Consider the following 16,391-nt stretch of genomic DNA (forward strand, 5'->3'; position numbering starts at 1 on the left):
TTCCTCCTGCACCGGCCAAGCCGCGCAATCTGTTGCATATGCAGCATTAGAGTGAGGCGATGTATCCAGTCTGTGGTCCCGAGACGGTCAAACGGTATCGCCGTGTATGGCGGCGCCGCGCAGATACATGCGCGTACAAAATGGCCGCGCACCTACTATTCCGTCAAGGCATCATCGGCGCCCTCGGGTTGTTTCCCAACTTCAGGAGTCAGACATGAGAGCACTTACCTATGTATTCGCCGCCGCCGCGCTCGCGACAGTGCAGATGACGGCCGCCGCACAAACCCCTCCGGACACGAGCCGTCCACCGGCCGTCCTGCCGCTCGACGCGGAGCCGGCGCCCAGGGTTGTGGCTTACCCGGCATTGCCGGAGCCGCTCGCGCGGGGCGTGGTGATCGTCCAGTTCCGTACCGAGAACTTCCGCGTGATCCCGGTGTTCGGCAAGGCTGCCACCCAGGTTTCGCCGCGCGTCGGCCATCTGCATGTGACCGTTGACGATGGCCCGGCCACCTGGGCGCACACGAGCGAGGATCCCATCATCGTGGTGGGGCTGCCGCCGGGGCCGCACAAGGTGCGGATGGAACTGGCAGATCCCACGCACAAGATCCTGGCGACGGAAGTGGTGAGCGTGACCGTCCCCGATACCCGGTCGCCGGGCACCGCGGCCGCGCCGCCAGCACATCGGCACTGAGTGCGGTACGCTGGCGGTACTTCATCGCTCCCCCTTCCCGTGAGACATGCGTACCGACAAGCGTTCTGTGGCCAGCAACCCGGGCGCCGAGATTCTCCAGCACTGCGTGATGACCCGTGCCCGGCAGATCTCGCGTGTCCTGACCGCTGCCTACGATCAGGCGTTGCGCCCGTTCGGCATCAACGCCACGCAGTTCACGCTGCTGGTGCTCGTGCATGAACTCGGCCCGATCAGCCGCGCCGATCTCGGGCGGCGCAATCATCATGACCGTTCCACGCTGACCCGCAACCTGCAGCCGCTGCTCGCAGCAGGATGGATCGCGGAAGACGCGGCGGAGGCCGCCGATGGCCGATCGCGGCCGCTCTCCGTGACCCGCGCCGGCAAATCGATGCTGAAAGCGGCCGCACCCGCGTGGGCACAGGCGCAGGCGGCCGCCAGGGCCATGATGGGAGACGACGGCGTGGCAGCCATCATGGGCATTGCGGGGAAGCTCCCGAAGCGGAGTGCGTAGCACGGCGGCGGCTGCTAGGATGTCCGCACGCCTCTCCCCTCCCTGGAGCGATCGATGTGCGTCAATTACGCCCCCATCCAGCGGCAAGTCCTGCGCGACATCTTCGGCATCGAGCCGCCGGCCCGGTTGTGGGCGGACGAGGCGTGGCCAGACACCCTAGCCCCCATCATCACCGGCTCCGATGCCGGGCGCACCTGCGCGCTGGCCTCGTTCAGCATGGTGCCGAAGGGGAAGATCCCGCCCGGCACCCGCTACTTCCCCACCGCGAATGCGCGCGCGGAGACCGTGGGCACGCTCAAGTCCTTCGCCCGGTTCTGGAAGGCCGGCCAACTGGCCCTGATACCGGCCAGCGCGTTCTACGAATACGCCTATCCCGAAACCGGCACGCCGGAGCGGCCCGGCAAACCCGTGCGCTGGAAGCTCTGGCTGCCAGACACGCCGGGCTTCGGCATCGCCGGCCTCTGGCGCGCGTGGCCGGACGACAGGCTGTCTTTCACCATGCTCACCGTCAATGCCGATGCCCACCCGCTGCTGTCGCGCATGCACCGGCCCGGCACCGAGAAGCGCTCGGTGGTGATCGTGCCGGAGACTGAATGGGATGACTGGCTGCGCTGCCGCGACCCGGAGGTCGCCCGGACCTTCCTGCGGCTCTATCCGTCCGAACGCATGGCCGGGGCCCCCGCGCCGATGCCGCCGGCGGCAAGCAACGCCGCCCCGGATGCCACCCCAGATGCCACCCCCGATGCCGCCCCCGATGCCGAGCCCGCGCCGCCCGCGCCCGAGTCCGGCTCGCTATTCTGACTCAGGCGCCCACGCGCGGCGCAGCCCCCAATTGGGTGACCGGAACGCCCCTCCGACAGAGGGTGTCGGCCGCTGCGCTTGTTCCCCATACTGACCTGCACCGGCCACCAGAGCCGTTCCTATATAGGGGTCAGACCATGCATAACGCCGTCTCTTTCGTCGGGTACGTTCTCGCTTTCCTCATCGCCCTCATCGTCGCCGCGCGCTGGATCTCGCGCCATCATCCCGGCCTGCGCGATGCCGATGCCGACCGCCTCGCGCGTGCGGAGCCGCCCACCCGGCCGTTCATGCCGGACTGAATCCGCCGCCCTCCGGAACTTCCCCGCCCCGCCTGAAACCTATCGCCGGGCGGCCTTCTGCTGCACAATGCCCCGTCAGTCGCCCGTCGTGCGGCAGCAGAAGAAAAAGGAACAAGGATGGCTACTTCGAACAAACTGCCCGCATGGACCGTCTGGTCGCCGCTGGCCGCCTGGGCCGCGTTCGGCGTCGGGCTGATGCTGCCGGGCCAGGGCTGGCTTGTTGCGATCATGGCCGCCGCGCTGGCGGGCGCGGTATTTTCCGCGGTGCACCACGCCGAAGTGGTGGCCCACAAGGTGGGCGAGCCGTTCGGCACGCTGGTGCTGGCGATTGCGGTGACCGTGATCGAGGTGGCGCTGATCGTCTCGGTGATGCTGTCGGCCGGGCCCGAAAAAGCCGGGCTGGCCCGGGATACCGTGTTCGCCGCCGTGATGATCATCTGCAACGGCATCGTCGGCGTGTGCCTGTTCGTGGGTGGCCTGCACCACCGGGAGCAGGAATTCCAGGCGCCCGGCGCCAAGGCGGCCATGGCCGTGCTCGTAGCGCTGCTGGTGCTGACCATGGTGCTGCCCAATTTCACCAGCTCCACGCCGGGGCCGATGTTGACCTCGTCGCAACTGGCGTTCTCGGGGCTGATGTCGCTCGTGCTGTACGGCTGCTTCGTGTTCGTGCAGACGGTGCGACATCGCGACTACTTCCTGGTGGAGAGCAGCGACGAGAACGAGCACGCACCGCCGCCGCCGGGGCGCGTGGCCGCCGCGAGTGGCGTGCTGCTGGTGGTGTGCCTCGTGGCCGTGGTGGCGCTGGCGAAGATGCTGTCGCCGTCCGTGGAAGCGGCAGTGGCCGCCGCGGGCCTGCCGCCCGCCGTGGTGGGCGTGGTGATCGCGGCGCTGGTGCTGCTGCCCGAGGGGCTCGCCGCGCTGCGCGCCGCGCGGCTGGACCGCCTCCAGACCAGCATGAACCTGGCGCTGGGCTCGGCGCTGGCCAGTATCGGCCTGACCATTCCCACGGTGGCGGTGGTCTTCATCGCCCTTGGCCGCCCGCTCGAACTGGGGCTGGGTGCCAAGGAGATGGTGCTGCTGTTCCTGACGGTGATCGTCGCGTCGCTGACGCTCGGCTCGGGCCGCACCACGATCCTGCAGGGCGTGGTGCACCTTGTGATCTTCGCCGCCTACCTGTTCCTCACCATCGTTCCCTGACGGGGGCTCGCCCCCGTCCGCAATCCTCAATCGGCGCGAATGCCCTTTTCCTTGATCAGGGCGCCCCACTTGGTGGTTTCCTTCGCCAGATGGTCACGCAGCGCCGCCGGCGTGCTGCCGATGGGCTCCGCGCCGATGCCCGCCAGCCGCTGCTGCACGGCGGGCTTCTTCAGCGCCTCCAGCATGGCCTTGTTCAGCGCGTCGATGACCGGCTGCGGCGTCTTGGCCGGCACGAAGGCGGCGAACCACGGCGACAGCTCGTAGCCCGGCAGCCCCGCCTCGGCCAGCGTCGGCACGTTGGGCAGCGCCGAGGAACGCTTGGCGGTGGTGACGGCGATGGGCGTCAGCTTGCCGCTATCGATCTGGGGCTTGGCCGAGGTGATGCTGTCGAACATATAGTCCACCTGCCCGCCAAGCAGGTCGGTCATGGCCGGGCCCGACCCCTTGTAGGGGATGTGGAGCAGATCCACCTGTGCCATCGACGTGAACAACTCCCCCGCCAGATGGATCGACGTACCGTTGCCGGCCGACGCGTAGGTGTACTTGCCCGGCCGCGCCTTGGCGCTGGCGATCACCTCCGCCACGGTCTTGGCCGGCGTCTTCGCCTTGTTGGCGACCAGCACGTTTGGCACCACGGCCAGCAGCGAGACCGGCGCGAAATCCTTGACCGGGTCGTAGCCGAGCTTGCCGTACAGCGCCGGATTGACCGCCATGCCATTGGCCACGATCAGCAGCGTGTAGCCATCGGCCGGGGCACGCGCCACCAGTTCCGCGCCGATGTTGCCGCCCGCGCCGGGGCGGTTCTCCACGACCACGGCCTGGCCGAGCGTCCTGGACATGTCCTCGCCCAGCGTGCGGGCGATGTTGTCCATCGCGCCGCCGGCCGGGAACGGCACGATCCAGCGGATGGGATGGTCGGGATAGGCGGCGTGGGCGGTGCCCGCCACCAGTGCGGCAGCGGCGAAGAGCGCCGACAGCAATGACCGGTTCAGGGATTTCATAGTCTCCATTCCTTCTTTTATATGTCGATGATGCGGGGCGGCGGTCGCCGCTCAGGCGGCCGGGCGACGATAGTGCGCGAGCTTGTCTTCGTCCAGCGCCAGCCCCAGGCCGGGGCCGGTGGGCAGGTGCAGCGCGAAGTCGCGGTAGGTGGGGCGCTCGGCCACGATGTCGTCCTTGAGCAGCAGCGGGCCGAACAGCTCGGTGCCCCAGGCGAGTTGCGGCAGCGTGCAGAAGCCATGCGCAGCGGCGATGGTGCCGACGCTGCCTTCCAGCATCGTGCCGCCATAGAGCGCGATGCCAGCCGCGTCGCCCACGGCCGCCGTGCGCAGCATGCCGAAGATGCCGCCGGACTTGGCGATCTTGAGCGCGAACACATCGGCGGCACCCAGGCGGGCCAACTCCATCGCGTCTTCCGGGCCGGTCACGGCCTCGTCGGCCATGATCGGCACCACGAAGCGCGCCGCCAGCCGCGCCAGCGCCGTGCGGTGCTCGCGCGGCGTGGGTTGCTCGATCAGGTCGATGCCGGCCGCCTCCAGCATGGCGATGCCGGTGGCCGCGTCGGCCTCGTTCCACGCCTGGTTCACGTCGACGGTCACGCGGGCACGGTCGCCCAGCGCGCGCTTGATGGCGGAGACGTGCGCCACGTCGTCACGCACCGCGCGGCGGCCGATCTTGAGCTTGAAGGTGTTGTGGCGGCGCTCGGCCAGCAGGCGCTCGGCTTCCTCGATGTCCCGGGCGGTGTCGCCACTGGCCAGGGTCCAGAGCACCGGCAGCGTGTCGCGCACGGCGCCGCCGAGCAGCGTGGCCAGCGGCACATTCAGGCGCTTGCCCTGCCCATCGAGCAGCGCGGTTTCCAGCGCGCTCTTGGCGAAACGGTTGCCGCGCGCCACCTTGTTCAGCCGCGCCATCGCGCCGTGGACATTGGTGGCGTCCTGGCCGATCAGCGCCGGGCCAAGGTAGGTGTCGATGGTCAGCTTGATACCTTCGGGGCTTTCATCGCCATAGGACAGCCCGCCAATGGTGGTGGCCTCGCCGATGCCCTCCACGCCGTCGCTACAACGCAGCCGCACGATCACCAGCGTCTGCTGCTGCATGGTCGCCATGGCCAGTTGGTGGGCCCGGATGGTCGGGAGATCGACCAGGATGGCCTCGATGCCGGTAATCGTCGTAGTCATACTTTCTCGATGCTTGGTATCAGTTGCAATCGAGCATACGCCTTGACTTTACGGACGTCCAAGACCGATGATGTCTCGATCGATACCCTGTGGGTATGCATCGACCCGACAAAGGAGGCGCCATGGAACTCCGGCACCTGCGTTATTTCCAGACCGTTGCCCAGGAACTCAATGTGACGCGGGCGGCATCCCTGCTGCATATGGCCCAGCCGCCGCTGTCGCGCCAGATCCGCCAGTTCGAGGAGGAAGTGGGCGTGGCGCTGTTCGATCGCGTCGGGCGGGGCCTGAAGCTGACCGAGGCCGGCCGCTTCCTGCTCGAACAGTCGCTCCAGTTGACCCAGCGGCTGGAAGAGACGCTGGAAGGCACGCGGCGCATCGGCCGCAACGAGAAGCGCTGGTTCGGCATCGGCTTCGTGCCCTCGGTACTCTACGGGGTGCTGCCCGAACTGATCCGCGTGCTGCGCGACGACGCCAGCCAGATCGAAGTGGGCCTGACCGAGATGATCACGGTGCAGCAACTGGAGGCGCTCAAGTCCGGCCGCATCGACCTCGGCTTCGGCCGGCTCGCGCTCAACGATCCGGCCATCGCGCAGCGCGTGGTCCGGGCGGAGGCCCTCGTGGCCGCCCTGCCCGCCAGCGCAGCCGTGCCGGCCGCCCCACTGACGGCGGACGCCCTGGCCCGCCATCCGCTGATCCTCTACCCTGCCCGGCCCCGCCCCAGCTATGCGGACCACGTGCTGTCGCTGTTCCGCGCGCAGGGGCACCAGCCCCATGTCGTGCAGGAAGCCAACGAGTTGCAGACGGCGCTGGGGCTGGTGGCGGCGGGCATCGGCATCACGCTGGTGCCGGCCTCGGTGCAGCGGCTGCATCGGGACGATGTGCGCTACGTGCCCGTGGATGCGGCCGGCTTCGTCTCGCCCGTGATCATGAGCTACCGTGCCGGCGATACGTCGCCGTACCTGCTGCGGGCGGTGGACTGGGTGATGCGGCAGAGCGGGGAATGACCGGCGTGGGACCGGGGTAGCTGCCTACCCGGCCGCGTGCAGCCGGGCCAGCAGGCGGCGGCCGGCGTCGATCGATGCCACGTCTGGCACCATCTGGTAGCGCACGATCATCCCTTCGATGCAGACCATGGCTTCCTCGGCCACCGCCTCGGGGTCGCTCAGCTTCAGTTCGCGGGCCACGTTCGCGACAAATTCGGCGAGCGATTTCTTGTGTTCCACCGCGTGCCCGGCCAGCCGGGGGTCATCCCCTGCGCCGCCGCCGGCCTCGGCCACCACGTTGATGAAGGCGCAGCCCCGGTAGTCGTCCGACTGGAACCACTCGGCGAGGGCATCGGCCAGCACATCGAGGTTCGGCCGTTCCGCGAGCCGGCGACGCACGGCAGCCTCGAACCACGCCATCCAGTTGTCATGCCGGCGGGCCAGGAAGGCCGAGATCAGATCGTTTTTCGATGCAAAGTGACGATATAGCGACATTTTCGCCACGCCGGACTCGGCGATGATCTTGTCGATGCCGGTGGCGCGATAGCCGTCGCGGTAGAACAGCCGCGCGGCGGTATCGAGAATGCGGTCGCGGGCGGAGGGAGTGGCCATGGCGGTGCGGAAGTCGGGTGCGGATGGTGACCATTATAGAAGACAGACCTGTCTACAACCTCAGAGCACGACGAAGGCAAACCACAGCACCACTGGCGCAATGATCGTGACCAGCGCGCCGTAGACCATCAGCTTGCGGAAGAAAGCCTGCCGATCCACGCCCTGGGCATTGGCCAGCACCAGCGCGCCGTTGGTCGAGAACGGGCTCACATCGACGATGGTCGACGACACGGCCATCGCGGCGATAAAGCCGATCGCGCTCACGTCGGAACCCTGCTGCAGGAACGGCACCGCGAGCGGGATCAGCGACCCCAGCACGGCGGTCGACGATGCGAACGCGGACACCACGGCGCCCACGAAGCACAGCAGCAGCGCGGCCATCAGCGGGGAGGTCAGGTGCGCCACGCTGTGGCCGACGAAATCGATCGTGCCCATCTTGTCCATCACGCCCACATAGGTGCTCACGCCGACGATCAGCATGATCTCCGGCCAGGACACCTGGCCCAGCGCCCGCTTCTGCAGGTCCGGGGCGATCAGCGTGAGCGCCAGCGCGATGGTCAGCGAGACGAAGCCGATATCGAGCTTGAAATAGAGCGTCAGCACGGCCAGCGCCACGAGGCCGGCCACGGTCAGGTACTGGTAGAGGCCGGCCGGCGTCTCCGTGCTGCTGGCGGCATCGTTGCCCCCCTCCAGCATCGATCCCCGGTCGCGCGTCATGGTTTTCTGCTCCTCCATGCCCGCCTCGGCCTCGGCATCGCCATAGATCTGTGCGCCCTGTGCCGCCACCGTGTAGGCGCCGAAGGGATGCGGTATGGCCAGCGCGTCGCCGGCCGGTTGCGGCGCTGCCGCAGCCGATGTTGCCGATTGGCGCATCAGGCGCAGCCCGCCGAACGCCACGAACAACCCCGCCGCCACGGCGAGATTGACGCCGAGGCTGGCGAAAGCCGTCGCCATCTCGCTCAGCGGCAGCCCGGCCTTCTGCACGATCTTGTTGGTGATGCCGCCATAGATGCTGATCGGCGAGAAGCCACCGCCCTGCGCACCATGGATCACCATCAGCCCCATCAGCAGCGGGTTGATGCCGTAGCGCGCGGCAAAGCCCAGCGCAATCGGCGCGATGATCGCTACCGCTGCCGGGCTGACCGCGCCGACCGAGGTCAGCAACGCCGCGATCAGGAACATGATCCACGGAATTGCCGCGATCCGGCCGCCCACGGCGCGTACTGCCAGCCGCACCAGCCAGTCGATGGTGCCGTTGTTCTGCGCCACGGCGAACAGGTAGGTGATGCCGACCAGCGTCAGGAACAGGTCAGCCGGAAAGCCGGCCAGGATGGCCTTGGCCGGCATGGCGGCCACCCAGGTACCGACCAGGAACGCGCCGACGAAGGCGAGCGCCCCCATATTGACCGGCAGGACCGTGGCGACGACGAACATCAGTCCCAGGACTGAGATGGCAATCAAATGTTGCGACATAGCGGCTCCATCGCGGCAGGCACGCATCGGCGCACCCCGCTTGGTAGGGAAGGCATGGGAATGGCATCGGCAGAACTGCCGGGAGGATTCGCCGCTAAGGCAAACGTTGGCGGGGGCTGGCGGTCACGAGTTGTCTCCGGGTGGTGGGGGTCGTCACCGGAAGAATTCCGCCGGCGCGCCGCTGATCTGGTTGTGATCCCACAATACGGCGCCGGGCGGCAGGCATCAATTAAGGTACCGGGCCAATCCTTACGCTAACCGGAACAGCACCGGGAGACCGCCGCATCACAAAGCGCGCGTAGGCGGATGGAGGATTGCAGGCCCCCGCTCCGCGAGCGAGAATCGGCCATCACACTGCCGGCCAACCTTCAGGAGCACGCGATGGACCTGTCCTTCCACCATTTCTCCGATCTGTTCGCACAACTCGGCCTGCCCGCCGAAGAGGCCGACATCCGCGCCTTCATCACCACGCATTCCCCGCTCGCCGAGGACGTCGAAATCTGGGAGGCGCCTTTCTGGACGCCCGCGCAGGCGGCACTGCTGCGCGACGAGTACATGGAAGACGCCGACTGGGCCGAGATGGTGGACCAGTTGAATCTGGCATTGCGTGGGGCGCCGGCCCCGGGGGCCTGAAGTCGGTCGAATGTAGGCGGCCGGCGGCCGGTATATCATCGGCCCTTCCGCAATATCTCCGGCCTCCTCACGATGTTCCAGCTTTCCGACGATCTCTCCGCCGCCCCCAAGTCCGACCAGTACGCCACGCTGGTGGACATGGCGCGCGGTCTCCTGGCCGATGAGCGCGACCTGATCGCCAATGCCGCGAATTTCTCGGCACTGGTCTACCACTCGCTGGCCGACCTGAACTGGGCCGGTTTCTATTTCTACGATGGCGCCGAGCTGGTGGTGGGCCCCTTCCAGGGCAAGCCGGCCTGCGTGCGCATCGCCATCGGGCGCGGGGTCTGCGGCACGGCCGCGCAGACGCGCGCCACGCAGCTGGTACGCGATGTCCACGCCTTCCCCGGCCACATTGCCTGCGATGCGGCCTCGCGCTCGGAAATCGTGGTGCCGCTGGTCGCGCCCGATGGCACGCTGATTGGCGTGTGGGACGTCGACAGCCCCCGCGAAGCCCGCTTCGACGAAGCGGACCAGGCGGGCATGGAAGCGCTGTGCGCGGTGTTCGTGGAACTCGCGTGGGCGCGCCGCATCGACGGCTGAGCGCCCGATAACGTCATCGGCGCGCCCTGGCGGCAGGCGTCAACTCACGCCAGCCGCTTCAACAAGGCCGCCGCCGCTGACGCCGAGGATGCCGGGTTCTGGCCCGTGATCAGCAGGCCATCCTCCACCACGTAGGGCGCCCAGTCATCCCCTTTGGAATAGAGGCCGCCCTTGGCCTTCAGCTCGTCTTCCACCAGGAACGGCACCACCTTCGTCAGTTCCACGGCGGCTTCTTCGGTGTTGGTGAAGCCGGTGACTTTCCTGCCCTGCACCAGCGGCTTGCCGTCCGGCGTGACCACGTGCCGCAGCACGCCCGGCGCATGGCAGACCAGTGCCACGGGCTTGCCGGCGGCAACGAACGACTGAATCAGCGCGATCGAGTGCTTGTCTTCCGCCAGATCCCACAACGGACCATGGCCGCCCGGATAGAACACCGTGTCGAAGTCCGCCTGCGAAACCGAATCCAGCCGCACGGTGGCGGCAAGCTGCGCCTTGGCCGCCGCGTCGGCTTCGAATCGATGCGTGAGTTCCGTCTGGAAATCCGGCTCGTTGCTCTTGGGGTCCAGCGGCGGCTGGCCACCCTTGGGCGAGGCCAGGACGATTTCAGCGCCCGCATCCTTGAAGGCGTAATACGGCGCAGCCAGCTCTTCGAGCCAGAAACCCGTCTTGCGGCCGGTATTGCCGAGCTGGTCGTGCGAGGTCAGGACCATCAGGATCTTCATCATGTTGCTCCATGGAGAGAACGAGAATGCCGCAGACCGGCGCTTCGGCCGGGCTGGGCGTGATGAGCCTGATGATTATAGGAATCCGCCAAATATTACGATATCATCACATTTTCATACTATTCCCCAATGGCGCCGTAGCGGCGTCGGCGTATCTTCACTCGATACCTGCGTCCGCAGGGAAGGCCTACAGGATGCTTCGGGGTAATGCATAACGGACTGCAGATCTTGTGGGACGACGGCGAGCGTGTCTTCTACCGGGGACGGCGCCCGGACGAGGCCGCCGGCGATTTTCTGCTGGCGCGGCCCGCTGCGGAACAGCCGTTGCCGGCCAGTCTGGACCGCCTGGCCCACGAATACCGCCTGAAGGACGAACTGGACAGCGCCTGGGCGATTCGGCCGCTGGAACTGGTGCGAGAGGCCGGCCGGACTGCGCTGATGCTCGAGGACCCGGGCGGCGAGCCGCTCTCCCGCCTGCTGGGCGCGCCGATGGAGATCGGGGCGTTCCTGCGCCACGCGGTGAGCATCGCCACCGCGCTCTGCGGGCTCCACCAGCGCGGGCTACTCCACAAGGATCTCAAGCCGACCCACATCGTCGTGAACTGCGCCGACGGGCAAGCACGGCTTACCGGCTTCGGCCTGGCCTCGCGCCTGCCGCGCGAACGTCAGGCGCCCAAACCGCCCGAAACCATCGCCGGCACGCTGGCCTACATGGCGCCCGAGCAGACCGGGCGGATGAACCGGTCGATCGATTCCCGCAGCGACCTCTACGCATTCGGCGTCACGCTCTACCAGATGCTGACCGGCGCGCTGCCGTTCACGGCCACGGATCCGATGGAGTGGGTGCACTGCCACATCGCCAAGATGCCAGTGTCGCCGCGCGCGCGGCAGGAAACCGTGCCGGCGACGATTTCACGCATCGTCATGAAGCTGCTCGCCAAGATGGCCGAGGAGCGCTACGAGACCGCTGTCGGGCTTGAGCATGACCTTCGCCAATGCCTGGAAGACTGGGAGCGCCAGCGCCGCATCGACGACTTCCCGCTCGACGCGCACGGCACGCACGACCGCCTGCTGATTCCCGAGAAGCTCTACGGACGCGAGTGCGAAGTCAGCACCCTGGTCGACGCCTTCACCCGGGTGGTCGAGACCGGCACGCCGGAACTGGTGCTGGTGTCGGGTTATTCCGGCATCGGCAAGTCCTCGGTGGTCAGCGAATTGCACCGGGTGCTGGTGCCGCCGCGCGGGTTGTTCGCGTCTGGCAAGTTCGACCAGTACAAGCGCGACATCCCGTATTCCACGTTGGTGCAGGCCTTCCAGGGTCTGGTGCGGATGCTGCTCGGCAAGTCCGACGCGGAGCTGGAGCGTTGGCGCAGCGCCCTGCTGGAAGCGCTGGGGCCCAACGCGGGGCTGATGACGGACCTGATTCCCGAGTTGAAGCTCATCATCGGCGAGCCGCCTCCGGTGCCCGAGCTTGAGCCGCAGCAGGCGCAACGCCGCTTCCTGCTCGTATTCCGCGCCTTCATCGGGGCATTCGCCCGCCCGGAACATCCGCTCGCATTGTTTCTTGACGATCTGCAGTGGCTGGACGCAGCCACGCTGGACCTGATGGAAGACCTGCTGACCCACGCGGACATGCGCCACCTGCTGCTGGTGGGTGCGTACCGCGACAACGAGGTCGGCGCCGCCCATCCGCTTACTGGCAAGCTGCAGGCCATCCGCAATGCGGGGGCGCGGGTCGATGACATCCAGTTGGCGCCGCTCGCCAGCGCGCATATCCGGCAGTTGCTCGCGGAGGCGCTGCATGGCGAGCCGGCACGGATCGAGCCCCTGGCGCAACTGGTGCACGACAAGACCGCCGGCAATCCGTTCTTCGTGATCCGGTTCCTGCACGCGCTGGTCGACGAAGACCTGCTCACCCCGGACCATGCCACGCGGCAATGGCGCTGGGATCCGGCGCGCATCCACGCCAAGGGCTACACCGATAACGTCGTCGATCTGTTGGTCGGCAAGCTGGCCAAGCTGCCGCTGCCGACGCAGCAGGCGTTGCAGCAGCTCTCCTGCCTCGGCAACGTCGCCGAGATCACGACGCTTGCAGCGGTGCTGGGCATGCCCGAGGCGCAGGTCCACACGACGCTGTGGGAGGCGATTCGTCAGGAGCTGGTCATCCGGCAAGAGACCACCTATGCGTTCGTGCACGACCGCGTGCACGAAGCCGCCTACACGCTGATCCCCGAGGCCTCGCGCGCCGAGGCGCACTTGCGGATCGGCCGGCTGCTGGCCGCCCGGACCCTGCCGGCGCAACGCGACGAGGCGATCTTCGAAATCGTGGGCCAGCTCAATCGCGGCACTGCGCTGATCACGGACGCGGCCGAGCGCGAGCAGTTGGCCGAATTCAACCTGCTGGCGGGCCAGCGCGCCAAGGCGTCCACCGCCTATGCCTCCGCGCTGACGTATCTCGGCGCCGGCGCCGGCCTGTTGCCGGAAAACGGCTGGCAAGACCACTATGACTTGATGTTTGCGCTGGAGTCGAACCGGGCCCAGTGCGAATTCCTGACCGGGCAACTGGCCGCCGCCGAAGCGCGCTTCATGACGCTGGCCGAGCGCGCCGTGGACGTGGTCGAGCGTCTGGGCATCGCTTGCTGGCAGATGGATCTGTACCTGATTCTCGGCCAGGGCGACCGGGCGGTCTCGGATTGCCTCGCCCTGCTCCGCCTGGTGGGCATCGAATGGTCACCCCAGCCGGACGAGAGCGTGCTACGCCACGAATACGACCGCATCTGGTCGCTGCTCGGGGACCGGCCGATCGAGACCCTGATCGATCTCCCGCCGATGGAGGATCCGGTCGCCCTCGCCACGATCCAGGCGCTGGCCAAGCTGTCCTCGCCCGCCTTGCACACGGCGAGGAAGGACGGGAACCTGGCCTGGCTGACGATCTGCAAGGCGATCAGTCTCAGCCTCGAACACGGCAACACCGATGCCTCTTGCGTGGCCTATACCAATGTCGCCCGGGTCGCCGGGCGGATTTTCGGGGACTACCAGGCGGGATTCCAGTTCGGGGAACTCGGCTGCCAACTGGCCGAACGGCGCGGCCTCAAGCGCTACGAGCCGCGCACCTACCTGTCGTTCTCGGTGTTTGTCGCGCGCTGGTCGCAGCCGGTGCGCACGTGTGGCGAGCAACTTCAGCGTGCCTTCGATGCGGCACACCGGGTCGGCGATGTGCCGTCCGGCGCGTTCACGCGCAACAACCTGGTATCGAACCTGCTGTTCGCCGGCGAGCCGCTGCCCGCACTACAGGACGAAGCGGAACGTGGCGTGGCGTATGCCCGGCAGGTGCGGTTCGGGATTGCCATCGGCTTCAGCGAGAACCAGCTGGCGCTGATCCGCATGCTGCGCGGCATCACCCCGACGTTCGGCTATCTGGATGGCGAACACTTCAGCGAAAGCCTCGTCGAACCGGGCCTTTCGCTCGCGTCGCCGGTATTCGCCTGCTGGTACTGGATCCGGAAACTGCAGGCGCGGTATTTTGCCGGCGACCTTGCGGCAGCCATGGATGCCGCCGCCCATGCCAAGGCGCTGCTCTGGTCCTCGTACTCGTTCCTCGAGGAAGCCGAGTACTACTTCTATGGCGCGCTGGCCCGGGCGGGCCTCTGCGATGCGCTCCCGGCCGGCGACCAGCAGTCGCATCTGGACATCCTGGCCGACCATCACCGGGAACTGCAAGTCTGGGCCGATCTCTGCCCCCAGAACTTCGCCAGCCACGCCGCCCTGGTGGGCGCCGAGATCGCCCGCATCGAGGGCCGCGAGATCGACGCGGAACTGCGCTACGAGCAGGCGATCCACGCGGCACGGGATGACGGCTTCGTCAACATCGAAGCGCTGGCGAACGAACTCGCCTCCCGCTTCTACGCGGCGCGTGGCTTTCAGAAGATCGCCCGGTCGTATCTGCGGGACGCCCGCTACAGCTACCTGCGCTGGGGGGCAGATGGGAAGGCCCGGCATCTCGAGGCGCAGCATCCGTACCTGCGGTCGGAGGCTTCCACGCCCGGCGCCACGAATACGATGGCCACGTCAGTCGAGCAACTGGACCTCGCCACCGTGATCAAGGTGACGCAGGCCGCCTCGGGCGAGATCGTCCTGGAAAAGCTGATCGACATGATCCTGCGCACGGCCCTGGAGCAGGCCGGCGCCGAGCGCGGGCTGTTGATCCTGTCGGAAGGCGGCGAGCAGCGGATGGCGGCGGAAGCCACGAGCGACGCGACCCGCCTGCATCCGCACAACGTGCCGGTCAGCGCGGCGATGTTGCCAGCATCCGTGCTCAACCATGTGATGCGCACGCGGGAGCCTCTCTTTCTGGACGATGCCGTCGCCGAGCCGCTCTATGCCGCCGACCCGTACATCCATCAGCATCGCGCCCGCTCGATCCTGTGCGTGCCACTGATGACCCAGGCGAAGCTCACCGGCGCGCTCTACCTCGAGAACAATCTGGCGGCGCGGGTATTCAGCCCGTCCCGCATCGCCGTGCTGCGGCTGGTGGCCTCCCAGGCCGCGATTTCGCTGGAGAATGCGCGCCTGTACCGTGATGTGGCGGAGCGCGAGGCCAAGATCCGGCGGCTGGTGGAGGCCAATATCATCGGCATTGCCGTCTGGCGCGCCGATGGGGGCATCCTCGAAGCCAACGACGCGTTTCTTCGCATGGTGGGATACGCGCGCGCGGATCTTGTCTCGGGCCACATCGGCTGGCGGGACCTGACGCCGCCGGACAGGCAACAGGACACCGATCGCGCCGCAGCGGCGTTGATCCAGACGGGGCGCGTCGCGCCGCTGGAGACGGAATACCTCCGCAAGGATGGCAGCCGGATACCAGTCATCGTGGGCCTGGCGACCTTCGAACCGGGCGGGCGGGATGGTGTCGCCTTTGTGCTCGACCTGACCGAGCAGAAGCAGGCGGAAGACAGGGCGCGCGAGGGCGAACGCCGCTATCGCGAGGTGCAGACGGAACTGGCGCACGCCAACCGCGTGGCCACCATGGGGCAGCTTGCGGCCTCCATCGCCCATGAAGTGAATCAGCCGATTGCCGCGACCGTGACCAACGCCCAGGCCGCGACGCGGTGGTTGAACCTGCCGCGCCCCGATCTTGACGAGGTCGGCTTCGCGCTGACACGCATCGTCAAGGATGCCAATCGCGCGGCGGACGTGCTCGGCCGGATTCGGCAACTGATCAGGAAGGCGCCGCGCGGCAAGGAACTGGTCGACATCAACGCGGCCATCCGCGAGGTGGTGGAACTCACCGGCGGCGAAGCCCGGAAGAGCCGCGCCCGGGTGGAGACGCAGCTCGCACATGACTTGCCCCTCATCGAGGGCGAGCGCGTGGCGCTGCAGCAGGTGCTGCTCAACCTGATCGTCAACGCGATCGAGGCCATGCTTGGTGTCGATGGCGAACGGCACGTGCTGATCGCCACGCGCTGTACGGCCGATGGCTGCGTCCTCGTTACCGTGCGGGATTCTGGCCCCGGCTTCGGCTCCCTGAACCCCGACAGCATCTTCGCGCCCTTCTACACCACCAAGTCCACGGGGCTAGGCATGGGGTTGTCCATCTGCCGGTCGATCATCGAGGCGCACGGCGGCCGGTTGTGGGCCAGCGAGAACGCGCCGCACGGCGCCGTCATCCAGTTCACGGTGCCCACGCAGGCTGGCGAACCGTGACAGCCGG

General features: G+C 67.6%; 14 protein-coding genes. 9 read left to right on the top strand and 5 right to left on the bottom strand.

Annotation, left to right across the window (positions count from 1 at the left end; translation table 11 throughout):
* The first annotated feature begins 214 nt into the window (after positions 1-214).
* The 5 genes from AC1EJR_RS04675 (at position 215) to AC1EJR_RS04695 (ending at position 3,499) form a co-directional block, all read left to right on the top strand.
* A complete protein-coding gene (locus AC1EJR_RS04675; protein WP_441592726.1) occupies positions 215-691 on the top strand; it encodes a DUF6130 family protein in 477 nt (158 codons plus the stop codon).
* 46 nt (positions 692-737) lie between these two features.
* Positions 738-1,202, top strand: a complete 465-nt coding sequence (locus AC1EJR_RS04680) for a MarR family winged helix-turn-helix transcriptional regulator (RefSeq protein ID WP_092294939.1) — start codon at positions 738-740, stop codon at positions 1,200-1,202.
* 54 nt (positions 1,203-1,256) lie between these two features.
* Entirely contained in the window at positions 1,257-2,003 is a 747-nt protein-coding gene (locus AC1EJR_RS04685; protein ID WP_477113036.1) for an SOS response-associated peptidase family protein, read from the top strand.
* Between the two features lie 137 nt (positions 2,004-2,140).
* Complete coding sequence (locus tag AC1EJR_RS04690) at positions 2,141-2,302, top strand: hypothetical protein (protein WP_177219920.1); 162 nt, start codon at positions 2,141-2,143, stop codon at positions 2,300-2,302.
* 117 nt (positions 2,303-2,419) lie between these two features.
* Positions 2,420-3,499, top strand: a complete 1,080-nt coding sequence (locus AC1EJR_RS04695; protein ID WP_441592728.1) for a calcium:cation antiporter — start codon at positions 2,420-2,422, stop codon at positions 3,497-3,499.
* 26 nt (positions 3,500-3,525) lie between these two features.
* Here AC1EJR_RS04695 and AC1EJR_RS04700 read toward each other — a convergent pair whose 3' ends face one another.
* Entirely contained in the window at positions 3,526-4,500 is a 975-nt protein-coding gene (locus tag AC1EJR_RS04700; protein ID WP_441645550.1) for a tripartite tricarboxylate transporter substrate binding protein, read from the bottom strand.
* A gap of 51 nt (positions 4,501-4,551) precedes the next feature.
* Entirely contained in the window at positions 4,552-5,676 is a 1,125-nt protein-coding gene (locus AC1EJR_RS04705) for a muconate/chloromuconate family cycloisomerase (RefSeq protein WP_441592730.1), read from the bottom strand.
* A 122-nt stretch (positions 5,677-5,798) separates the two neighbouring features.
* Here AC1EJR_RS04705 and AC1EJR_RS04710 point away from each other — a divergent pair, with 122 nt between their 5' ends.
* Positions 5,799-6,680 (top strand): LysR family transcriptional regulator, encoded by an 882-nt coding sequence (locus AC1EJR_RS04710; RefSeq protein ID WP_477113037.1) that lies wholly within the window; start codon positions 5,799-5,801, stop codon positions 6,678-6,680.
* 24 nt (positions 6,681-6,704) lie between these two features.
* Here the strand turns inward: AC1EJR_RS04710 and AC1EJR_RS04715 are convergent, their stop codons facing one another.
* Complete coding sequence (locus AC1EJR_RS04715; protein ID WP_092294927.1) at positions 6,705-7,271, bottom strand: TetR/AcrR family transcriptional regulator; 567 nt, start codon at positions 7,269-7,271, stop codon at positions 6,705-6,707.
* A 60-nt stretch (positions 7,272-7,331) separates the two neighbouring features.
* Entirely contained in the window at positions 7,332-8,744 is a 1,413-nt protein-coding gene (locus AC1EJR_RS04720; RefSeq protein ID WP_441592732.1) for an SLC13 family permease, read from the bottom strand.
* Positions 8,745-9,125: 381 nt separating this feature from the next.
* Here AC1EJR_RS04720 and AC1EJR_RS04725 point away from each other — a divergent pair, with 381 nt between their 5' ends.
* The gene (locus tag AC1EJR_RS04725) at positions 9,126-9,377 is read left to right on the top strand and encodes a DUF2789 domain-containing protein (protein WP_092294923.1); all 252 of its coding nucleotides are present in this window, start codon (positions 9,126-9,128) and stop codon (positions 9,375-9,377) included.
* A 72-nt stretch (positions 9,378-9,449) separates the two neighbouring features.
* On the top strand, positions 9,450-9,959 hold the full coding sequence (locus AC1EJR_RS04730; RefSeq protein ID WP_092294921.1) for a GAF domain-containing protein: 510 nt from the start codon (positions 9,450-9,452) through the stop codon (positions 9,957-9,959).
* Between the two features lie 44 nt (positions 9,960-10,003).
* Here the strand turns inward: AC1EJR_RS04730 and AC1EJR_RS04735 are convergent, their stop codons facing one another.
* The gene (locus AC1EJR_RS04735) at positions 10,004-10,681 is read right to left on the bottom strand and encodes a type 1 glutamine amidotransferase domain-containing protein (RefSeq protein WP_441592847.1); all 678 of its coding nucleotides are present in this window, start codon (positions 10,679-10,681) and stop codon (positions 10,004-10,006) included.
* Between the two features lie 207 nt (positions 10,682-10,888).
* Between AC1EJR_RS04735 and AC1EJR_RS04740 the strand changes: the two genes are divergently transcribed.
* Positions 10,889-16,384 carry a trifunctional serine/threonine-protein kinase/ATP-binding protein/sensor histidine kinase gene (locus tag AC1EJR_RS04740; RefSeq protein ID WP_441592733.1) on the top strand — a complete coding sequence of 1,832 codons (5,496 nt, stop codon included), beginning with the start codon at positions 10,889-10,891 and terminating at the stop codon, positions 16,382-16,384.
* Positions 16,385-16,391: the final 7 nt, after the last annotated feature.

The organism is Cupriavidus sp. 05T42 (assembly GCF_056396345.1).